This window comes from Corynebacterium sp. HMSC04H06 (assembly GCF_001815935.1).
Lineage (GTDB): Bacteria > Actinomycetota > Actinomycetes > Mycobacteriales > Mycobacteriaceae > Corynebacterium.
Genome location: NZ_KV823423.1, coordinates 1 through 9,814, shown reverse-complemented (window position 1 = coordinate 9,814; position 9,814 = coordinate 1). Strand labels below are relative to the sequence as shown.

The 9,814-nt window shown below is 69.2% G+C and carries 8 protein-coding genes; 3 read left to right on the top strand and 5 right to left on the bottom strand.

Annotated features, from left to right (window positions below; all coding sequences use genetic code 11):
• Nucleotides 1-47 precede the first annotated feature (47 nt).
• The 3 genes from HMPREF3067_RS05600 to HMPREF3067_RS05590 are packed head-to-tail and all read right to left on the bottom strand — an operon-like array spanning nt 48 to nt 3,757.
• Nucleotides 48-1,451 (bottom strand): multicopper oxidase domain-containing protein, encoded by a 1,404-nt coding sequence (locus tag HMPREF3067_RS05600; protein ID WP_070768746.1) that lies wholly within the window; start codon nt 1,449-1,451, stop codon nt 48-50.
• Complete coding sequence (locus HMPREF3067_RS05595) at nt 1,444-2,673, bottom strand: beta-carotene 15,15'-monooxygenase (protein ID WP_371259776.1); 1,230 nt, start codon at nt 2,671-2,673, stop codon at nt 1,444-1,446. Before HMPREF3067_RS05595 ends, HMPREF3067_RS05600 begins: the two co-directional genes overlap by 8 nt.
• Nucleotides 2,663-3,757 (bottom strand): hypothetical protein, encoded by a 1,095-nt coding sequence (locus HMPREF3067_RS05590; protein WP_070768745.1) that lies wholly within the window; start codon nt 3,755-3,757, stop codon nt 2,663-2,665. Before HMPREF3067_RS05590 ends, HMPREF3067_RS05595 begins: the two co-directional genes overlap by 11 nt.
• Before the next feature lie 218 nt (nt 3,758-3,975).
• Here HMPREF3067_RS05590 and modA point away from each other — a divergent pair, with 218 nt between their 5' ends.
• From modA to HMPREF3067_RS05575, 3 genes are read left to right on the top strand one after another with little or no spacing between them, the layout of a single operon-like run.
• Nucleotides 3,976-4,764, top strand: a complete 789-nt coding sequence (gene modA / locus HMPREF3067_RS05585) for a molybdate ABC transporter substrate-binding protein (protein ID WP_141759332.1) — start codon at nt 3,976-3,978, stop codon at nt 4,762-4,764.
• Nucleotides 4,765-4,773: 9 nt separating this feature from the next.
• On the top strand, nt 4,774-6,669 hold the full coding sequence (locus tag HMPREF3067_RS05580) for an ATP-binding cassette domain-containing protein (protein ID WP_168166947.1): 1,896 nt from the start codon (nt 4,774-4,776) through the stop codon (nt 6,667-6,669).
• 10 nt (nt 6,670-6,679) lie between these two features.
• Nucleotides 6,680-7,339, top strand: a complete 660-nt coding sequence (locus tag HMPREF3067_RS05575; RefSeq protein WP_070768743.1) for a helix-turn-helix transcriptional regulator — start codon at nt 6,680-6,682, stop codon at nt 7,337-7,339.
• On the opposite strand, the gene thrB is transcribed toward HMPREF3067_RS05575, so the two are convergent.
• Both thrB and HMPREF3067_RS05565 read right to left on the bottom strand, forming a co-directional pair.
• The gene (gene thrB, locus HMPREF3067_RS05570; protein ID WP_070768742.1) at nt 7,336-8,265 is read right to left on the bottom strand and encodes a homoserine kinase; all 930 of its coding nucleotides are present in this window, start codon (nt 8,263-8,265) and stop codon (nt 7,336-7,338) included. The two genes, HMPREF3067_RS05575 and thrB, sit on opposite strands and share 4 nt — an antisense overlap.
• A gap of 22 nt (nt 8,266-8,287) precedes the next feature.
• Nucleotides 8,288-9,625 carry a homoserine dehydrogenase gene (locus HMPREF3067_RS05565; protein WP_070768741.1) on the bottom strand — a complete coding sequence of 446 codons (1,338 nt, stop codon included), beginning with the start codon at nt 9,623-9,625 and terminating at the stop codon, nt 8,288-8,290.
• Nucleotides 9,626-9,814 lie beyond the last annotated feature (189 nt).

The window sequence follows — 9,814 nt, the reverse complement described above, 5'->3', positions numbered from 1 at the left end:
AAAGGCGCCACGGAAACCACTCCGTAGCGCTTACTCGGCGTGCCTGCCTACTCCGTGACCACGATCTGCCCGCGCTGTCCCTTCTCCGCGTTGGTCAGGGCATGGTTGACGAACGTGTACGTCCCCGGCTCATCGAACGTCATCTCCACGAACCCGCCCTGGGCCGCGGCCAGGTCGACGGCCTGCGAGCCGGTGTCCTCGGCATCGCGGATGAGATACTGCCCCTCCTTGAAGACGGTGTCGAAGACCTCGCCGACCACGTGGAAGCTCAGCGACTCGTCCGGGCCTACGTTCAGCACCCAGATACGGATGGTCTCGCCGACCTTGGCGCGCAGGGGCCGCTGCTCATACTGGTTGGGATAGAAGTTGAACCCCGCCAGGTCGTAGTTGCCGGCAGCCACGCGCTCTTCGTCCGCGCCGACCTCGCGTTCGCCCAGGAAGAGCTGGCTGGCGACGAGGGCGTACTCGGCATCAACGTCCGACAAGGAATCCTGGGAATCCTCCGGCGGGTCGATGATGACCGCGCCCGTCATCCCGTTGGCGATGTGCAGCGTCATCGGCGCCGTCGCGCAGTGGTACATCCAAATGCCGGAACGCTTCGCGGTGAATTCGTAGACCAGCTCCTCGCCGGGGTCGATGGTCGCCATCGCCTCGTCGGGGTTGACCTCGCCGGCGTGGAAGTCCACCGAGTGGCCCATGTGTCCCTCGTTGCGTAGTGTAATCCGGAACGTGTCCCCGACCTTGCCGCGCAGCGTCGGCCCGGGCGCCTGCCCGTTAAACAGCCACTGCTTCTGCTCCACGCCCGGCGCGACCTCGCGGATCTCCTCGGTCATGACCCAGGTGTGTTCGTGCACGCGCCCGGATGGGGCGGCCTCCAGGCGCGGGTCGAAGGCCGCGAACTCCGGCCCCAGGTCGCTCTGGCGCTCCGCGGCCGTCGGCACGTCCACGTGCGGGTTCGCCCCGCCTGCCACGCTTGACGATGCCCCACTGCCGCCCGCCGGCGCATCGCCAGCGACGACGTCGAAGGTCATCCCCTGCGTGTGGTGCCCTGCAATGGTGCAATAGCCCTCGACGGATTCGGAGATGACGCCGGCGTCCAAGACCACCGAGTCGCCGGGGTTGACCCGGCCGGTCTCCGCCTCGCCGATCTTCAGGTCGTGGACCTGGTCGCCGGTGTTAGTGAAGTTGACCTTGAGCTGGGAGCCGGCCGGCACGTCGACGCTGTTGGGGACGAAGGCCATGCCCTCGACGCTCACATCTATCTCGACGACGTCGCCGGTCGCCGCCACCGGCTGCTCGCCGCCCGACGTGGTCTCCTTGCCGGCCGAGGTCGTGGTGACCACGGCCAGGATGACCACGGCGACGACCGCGATGCCGATAAGCGCCCAGGCGGCCCACCCGGCTGAGGGCTGCGTGGTCGTGCCACCAGTAGGCGTGGATTGTTTAGTCATGTTTTCTCCCAACAGTTACGACAACGGTGGCGATAACCACCACATTAGCCAGTAGCGCGAGCCCCACCAGGATGAGTCCGGCCGTGCCGGCAGGCCCGCCGAGGTTGCCCACGAGGATGAGCGCGGCGCCCACGTTAAGGCAGACCAGCCGCGCGATACCTCCGGCCCCGGCCGCCTTCCGCGCCCGGCGCACCACCGCCGGCCCGCCGCCGCGCAGCGTGGGCAGCAGGTGGTGCAGCACCCCGGTCACCAGCTGCAGCAGGCCGCCCAGCAGGAAGACCGGCAGCAGTTGCAGCGTGATGGCGCGCGGGAAGGCGCCGGCTGCCAGGCTGGCGGCATCGGCGGCGTTTACTGCCCACATCCAGCCCAGCCCGCACAGCACGGACAGGCTGGCGGTATTTAGCCCCGGCTCTTGGGCCAGGACAGACCCCACCACGGCCACGACGAGCATACCGCTGGCCAGCGCCACCAGCGCCATTCCGAAGCTGGCGCCCAACTCCGCCCCGGCGATGAGCCCCGCCGCGGCCGCCGCCAGCCCCACGGCGTGGACCACCAGCGAGCGCGTACACCGGGCCCGCGCGGTCGGACTAATCGCCGTACCCGTGAGCGTGGGCAGCAGGGTCACGACCGTGCCCAGGACGGTCAGCCAGGCAAAGCCCCAGACCATCAGCCGCGAGTGCGCGGCAATCAGCCCCGTATAGCCTCCGATGCCCCTGCCCGCCAGCACCGCCAGCGCCACCGCGGCGATAAAGCAGGCGAAGGCCGCCACATAAAACGGCACCGTCACCGCAAAGACCCCGGACAGGGAACGGCGCAGGCGGGTTACGATGACGGCCACCTGCCACGCGGCCGCCAAGAGGATGAGGGCGCAGGAGGCATCGGCAAGTAGGGACCAGGAATAGCCGACCCGGTCCACCAGTAGGCCCACCAGCCCGACCTGGACCAGCACCACGCGGGCAGTCACGCCGCGGTAGCTGGCCGTCGGCGTGCGGGTTAAGGCCTCGGTAAAGTGCGTGGAATAGACGACAATGGCGGTGGTGACCGCCCCGAGGGTGAAGGTGTGGATGAAATCCCACCAGACCACGGGCCCTCCCAGGTGGTAGGCCACCGCGACGGCCAGGCCGACTAGGACCCAGGCTCCGATGAGCGCCCCGGCGGCCGTGTGCCACCGCGTCCTCGCGCGCAAGGTGACGTCGCTGACTGCGCCGAGACTAATCTGCACGTCCACCACCCCGCAGGGTCAACACCAGCCCGGTGCCCACGAAGACCAGCACGGCCACGAGGGTTATCACCCCGCCGGCGGTATAGATCGCGTCCTGGGCCAGAAAGTCCCCGGCCAGGCGCGTGGCCAGCCCGCCGTGGAGGAGCACCACTGGGACGTAGAGCACCCGGCGGTACGGCAGTCGGCGGTGGACCACGGCGGTCAGGATGATAGGCGCGTGCGCGAAAATCATGGACATGACGAAGCCTAGGAAGACGGCGTGGACGGCGGCATCGTAGGCATAGCCCTCCGCGCCCGGTCCGTAGGCCAGCCAGGTAAAGCCGGCCAGCACCAGCCAGAAGTATCCGCCCAGCATGCAGGCGGCCGAATAGCGCGGCAGGCCCCGCGAGCGCACCAGGTTAACGGCCACGTCGACGCGCAGCGCGGTCGCGGCCACCACGATGAGCGCCAGCGCAACCAGCACGTGTCCCAACCGCGGGGCGACGGCATGGACGACGGCGGCCAGCACCATCGCCAGCACCTGCCAGGTCAGCTGGATCTCGGCGCGGGTGCCGGCCACCGACAGGCGGGCCAACTCCATACGCTCGCCGATGATGGTGGCCACCACGTACGCCACCGCCAGCGGCAGCACGGTCTCAAAGCGGCCCGTCATCCCCCACAGCAGCGCCGCCATCACGGCCGCCACCACGCCGGCCGCCTGCACGACCACCGACACGGTCGGCTGGCGGCGGTAAATTGCCACGTAGATTGCCCCCAGCACTCCGAAGCTGGCGGCGAACAGCGCCCCAGGCACCAGCGCCGGCAGATCCACGCCCGCCGCCGCGGGCACCAGCAGCGCCACCACGCCGGCGACGTGGGCAGCCGGGCCGGCCCAGGCCCACGCCCGCCGCACCGCCACCGCGCGCTCTAGCCCGATGGCCCCGCCGACGAAGCCGAAGACCATCAACGGGCCATGCAGATCCGCCACCGGCGCGGCAACACTCAGCACCCCCAACAGGGATGCCCCCGCCGCTAGGCCGGCCAGTAGCGCCACCCCAGCAAAGGCCAGGAACACCACGCGATAGGCTACACGGTCATTTTGCACAGGTTTTATCGTACTAATTCCTACTCCCAACTGGAAACCCCCACGCGCGCCGGCCATCCCGGCAGGCGTGCCCGTTCCTACCCCCGTACCGACGTCTGGCCGACCGCGGGCCGACGGGCATGTAGAATAAGTTGAACACGTGTCCAAGAAATGCCTCCCTACCTGGTTAGAGCGGCCGGGCGTGTTCTCGGTTGTCTCGTGAAAGGAATATGGTCTCCATGATGAAGCGCGTTCTCGCCGGCTGCGCAGCCGCCGCCACGTTGTTCGCTGCCGCCTGCGCTCCGTCGACGGAATCGGCATCGGACAGCAATACCGATAGCACCACCGGCTCTGACAGCTCCGTGGAGCTCAACGTCCTCGCTGCCTCCTCCACCCGCGTGCTCAACGACGACCTACAGGCCGCCGCCGACAAGCTCGACCCGCTGGCCGAGCTGAAGTTCCAAAACGCCGGCTCCTCCGACCTGGTCTCCCAGCTCAAGGAGGGCGCCCCGGGCGACCTGCTGCTGACCGCTTCCAAGAAGATCATGGACGATGCCGTCGAGGCGGGCACCGTCCAGGATCCGAAGGTCCTAGCCGAGAACGAGATGGTCATGGTCGTGCCGAAGGGCAACCCGGCCGGCATCAAGTCCGTCGACGACATCACGGACGAGACCCACTTCGTGCTGTGCGACCCGCAAGTCCCGTGCGGTGACATCTCCCAGCAGATCATCGAGGACAAGGACCTGGACATCCAACCGGATTCCCAGGAGCACCAGGTTGCTGACGTGCTTGGCAAGGTTGTCTCCGGCGAGGCCGACGCCGGCTGGGTCTACTCCACCGATGCCGCTGTGGCGGGCGACGACGTCGAGGTTATCACCATCGAAGGCGCCGACAAGTTCACCAACCAGATCCTCGGCGCGGTCGTTACCACCTCCTCCGAGCAGGACTCCGCCCAGCAAGTCCTGGACCTGCTGGCTGACGACTTCGACGCCACCTGGGAAGAGTACGGCTTCACCCCGGCCGACTAAATGAGTCTCGTGGCTACTACCGCTAATTCAGCTGCTACGGCTACTACCCCGCCGCGCCCCGCCCGCACACCCGCCCCTGTGGTGTTCGGGCTCATCGGGATCATCGCGGTGGGGTTTATCCTGTTCCCCATCATCGCCCTGGCCGTGCGCGTGCCCTGGGCGCGCATGGGGGAGATCCTGGCCCGCCCCGAGGTCCACGACCTGCTCAAAGTCTCCCTCGCCGCGGCGGCCCAGTCGACCGTTCTGACCATGATCCTGGGCACCGGCCTGGCGGTCTGGATGCAACAGCTCGGCCGCGGCGGGCTCGCCGCACGCCTGCTGGTCTTCCTCCCGCTCGCGATGCCCCCTGTCGTCGGCGGCCTAGCCCTAACCGCCGCCATCGGCCGGCGCGGCCTACTGGGGCCCTGGCTGGAGGCGATGGACCTGCACTTCGCCTTCGCCTTCCCCGGCGTCGTTGTCGCGCAGATGTTTGTCTCCCTGCCGTTCGTGGTCGTCGCCGTTGATTCGGCGCTGCGCCAAATCGACGGGGAGGTGCTGGCCTCGGCCCGCGGCATCGGGATGAACCCCGGCCGCGTGCTGTGGAAGGTCACCCTGCCGCTGGTCGCGCCGTCTATCGCCACCGGCGCCGGGCTAGCCTTCGCGCGCTCTCTAGGGGAGTTCGGCACGACGCTGACCTTCGCCGGCTCAATGCCAGGGGTTACGCGCACGATGCCCCTGGGCATCTACCTAGAGCGCGAGGTCGACACCGAGGCCGCCTACGCGCTGTCCGCCATCCTCATCGGCCTGGCGCTGGTCTGCCTGGCGCTGGCCGGCCTGCCGGCGCTTGTGGGCCGCAAGCCCCGCCAGCACGCCCGCACCATTACCGAGATGGACGCCGAGCGCCTGCGCGAACTCACCCGCCCGCCGGAGGACCCCACCCCGGTCACGGTGGAGGGCACGACCCTGCCGGCCGGGCGCGTAAGCGCCATCGTGGGCCCAAACGGCTCGGGCAAGACCACCCTCATGCGCCGGGTGTCCGGCCGGCTGCGCGGCCAGGTCACCATCGGGGACCGGGTCGTGGACGACGCGGCCGGCCAGTTCGTGCCGCCGCACCAGCGCCGGGTCGTCATGGTCACCCAGTCGCCCGGCCTGCCGCCGCGGGCGGGCGTGGTCGAGGCCGTCACCATGGCCAGCCGCGACCGCGCACTCGCCACCCAGCTGCTGGAGGCGGCGGGCCTCAGCGACCTGGCCGATGTCGACGTGCCCTCCCTGTCGGGCGGGCAGGCCGCACAGGTCGCGCTCGTACGCGCGCTGGCCACCCGGCCGTCCGTACTCATCCTGGACGAGCCGCTGGCCGCCCTCGATGTGGCTGCTGCCGCCCGGTGGCGCCGCTTCTTCCACGCCAGCCGCCACGACCGCACCGTGCTGATGGTCACGCACAACCTGCTGGACATCCAGCGCCTGGCCGAGCACCTAGTGGTCATGGAGTCCGGGCATAGCGTGGCCAGTGGGCCCACGAGTCAGCTGCTTTCTGCCCCGCCGACGGAGTTCGTGGCGCGGGTAAGCGGCCTCAACCGGGCCACCGGCACCTGCGAGATCGTCCACTCAGGCACCGCGCGGGTGGCCGCCTGCGAGGCCACGCTCATCGGGGCCACCACCGCGCAACTGCGCCCCCAGCAAGAGGTTGTCGTGACCTTCCAGCCCGAGGACGCGCGACTGTCCGCGCACCCGGTTGCCCAAGCGGAGAACTGCTGGCCGGGCACCGTCCAGGCCGTGGAGGCGCGCTCGATAAATAGCTTCCTGGTCACGCTCCATTGCCCGTTCGGCCAGGTGCGGGTCTCCCATGCCGAAGCCCCGGCCGTGGGTGACGAAGTCTACTGCCAGGTTGACCCGCAGGCAGTTCACGTCAGCCCCAACGAGTACTAAAGTAAAAAGAATGACCGAACCTGCCCGCCTGCCCCGCCCCGCAACGGATCTCTTCCCGGAGGCACTCGCGCTGTCCCCGAAACAGCGCGAGGTACTCGACGTGGTGGATTCCTTCAGCGACGGCGCCACCGCAGCCCAGATCGCCGAGCCTCTCGGCATGCACGTCAACACTGCCCGCGGGCACCTCGACGAGCTCCAGGCCGCCGGGGCCGTCGCGGCGGTGGCCGCCCAATCCCACGGGCGCGGTCGCCCCTCCCTCATCTTCCGGGTACGCGTCCCGGATAACCAGGCCATCGCCAGCGAATACGTCAGCCTGATCACCGTACTGCTCGACCAGCTGGCTGACGATGCCGAGCTCACCGACTACGACTCACCCCGCGCCCGCGAGATCGGGCGCCAGTGGGCGAGGAAGCTAGAACAAACGGGCCCGGCCTCGGCGGCTCAGATGCAGGCCCGGCTGCGCGCCATGGGCTTCGACCCGGAGCAGACCAAGCAGGGCTTGTGCTTGCACGCCTGCCCCTTCGTTTCTGCCGGGCAGTCCCCCACGCCGTTTCTGTGCGCGGTCCACGAGGGCTACCTGCAGGAGATGACCGCCGCCCCGGACGGGGAGCCCACCGTGCGGCTCCACCCGCTCACCGACAGCGGCACCTGCCTTATCACCCAGGATTAGGCCTGGGTGACCTCGACCTCCACCGGCCCGGCGATCTCCAGCGGAAGGACCCGCAGGCCCTGGCCGCGGGCATCGTCAAGCACGGCCTCCGGGATGGGGTCGGTGTGCAGGACCATAATCGTCGGACCGGCGCCGGAGAGGTAAGCAGGGAAACCGCGGTTGCGCAGGCGGTTGACCCACTCCGCGGTCACCGGGAGCACGTCGGCGCGGTAGGGCTGGTGCAGGCGGTCGCGGGTGCCCTCCAGGAGCAAGTCCGGGTGGTTAGTCAACGCTGCCACCTGGACGGCGGTGCGGGAGACGTTGAAGGCGGCATCGCTGTGCGTGACGTGCGAGGGCAGCACGCGGCGCACCGCCTGGGTGGAGGCGTGGAAGTCCGGCACCAAGGCGGTGGCGCGGATATCCGGGTGGACCGGCAGGCAGCGCGCGCGGTACTCGGGCAGGGAGCGGCCGTCGACCGGGACCGTCGTCCAGGAAACCACCATCTGCCCCAGCACGGACGCGGCGGCGTTGTCGGGGTGGCCCTCAAAAGCCGAGGACAGCTGGACCACCTGGTCCTCGTCGAGCGGGAAGCCGGCCAGCCCGTTGGCGGCGGCCACGCCCGCGACCGCGGCGGCCGCGGACGAGCCCAGGCCGCGTGACTGCGGGATCGCGTTGGTGCAGACCACGCGCAGACCCGGTGCTTCGACGTCGGCGGCGTTGAGCCCGGAGCGCAGTGCCTTGACCACCAGGTGCGAGCCGTCTCGCGGGAGGTCCTCCTCGCCCTCGCCGAAGATGACCACCTCGAGGCCGGACTCGGTGACCTCGACCTCGACGGTGTCATAGAGCGTGACGGCCAGGCCCAGGGTGTCGTAGCCCGGGCCCAGGTTGGCCGAGGAGGACGGCACCTTAACAATCGCCTTGGTCCCGACTTGCAGTTCGGTGCTCATATGCGCGTCTTCCTCCCCTTTCCTAGCTGCCCAGGCGGATGACCGAGTTGACGGCCAGCACGTCCGGCAGGGCCCCCAGCTGGTCCACGATGTCGGCCAGCAGCTGCTCCTGGGCGGAGTGGGTGACGATGACCAGGCGGGCCTCGTCGTCGCCGTCCTCCTGGCGGACGGTGCGCAGGGAGACGTTGTTGGTCGAGAAGACGTTGGCGATTTCGGCCAGCACGCCGATCCGGTCGTTGACCGTCATGTCGATGTGGTAGCGGGTGCGCACCTCGCCGAAGGGGGCTATCGGCAGGTTGGCATAGGTGTTCTCGCCCGGGGCGCGGCCGCCGTGGATGATGTTGCGGGCCGCGCCGACCACGTCACCCAGCACGGCGGAGGCGGTCGGGTTACCGCCGGCGCCGTTGCCGTAGAACATCAGCGAACCGGCCGCCTCGGCCTCGACGAAGATGGCGTTGTAGGACTCGCTGACCGAGGCCAGCGGGTGCGACTTCGCCACGAGGGTGGGGTGCACGCGCGCGTTCACGGCTTCCTTGCCTTCCTTATCGGTGATCCGCTCGCAGATAGCCAGCAGCTTGATGGAATAGCCGGCCTGCTCGGCGGCCTCGATGTCCTCGGCGGTGACGTTGGTGATCCCCTCGCAGTGGACGTCCTCGAACTTCACGCGGGTGTGGAAGCCCAGCGAGGCCATGATGGCGGCCTTGGAGGCGGCGTCGTGGCCCTCGACGTCAGCGGTCGGATCGGCCTCGGCATAGCCCAGGCGGGTCGCCTCCGCCAGCGCCTCCTCGTAGGACGCACCCGTGGATTCCATCGCGTCCAGGATGAAGTTGGTCGTGCCGTTGACGATGCCCGAGATACGCTGGATCTGGTCCCCGGCCAGGGAGCGGCGCAGCATGCCGACCACCGGGATGGCGGCGGCTACGGCGGCCTCGAAGTAGAGGTCGACGCCTGCGGCATCGGCGGCCTCGGCCAGCTCGTCGGCATGGGCGGCGACCAGCGCCTTGTTGGCGGTGACAACTGACTTGCCGGCGCGCAGGGCGGCCAGGACCAGCTCGCGCGGGTAGTCGATGCCGCCGATGACTTCCACGACCAGGTCGATGTCGTCGCGGGCGACGAGCGCGCGGGCATCGTCGGTCAGAAGCTCTTGGGGAACGCCCGGGCGCGGCTTCTTGCCCACGTTGGACACGGCCACGCCGCGGATCTCGGCCGGGCCGCCGATGCGGTGCGCAAAGGCGTCGGCGTTCTCCCCGAGCAGTCGGAAGACCTCCGCGCCCACGGTGCCGAATCCCAGCAGCGCAATTCCGGCGGTCTCGCCCTCGCCCTTAGCCGTGCGGATAGTTCCCTGCGTGGTGGCTGCCATCTTCGAAGCTCTCCTCAATCTATGCGGTCGTTTAACGTACGCGGCCTATGATACAGAACGAGCTGTCTATTTTGAGTCCCAACGGAACCACTCCTCCGGCGCCTAACCCCCGCCGACCGCGCGTGCGCTGGCCTAATGGCCAGCACAGCGGAGAATAATAATCCCGCCCGGGCGCCTCAATGGCGCCCG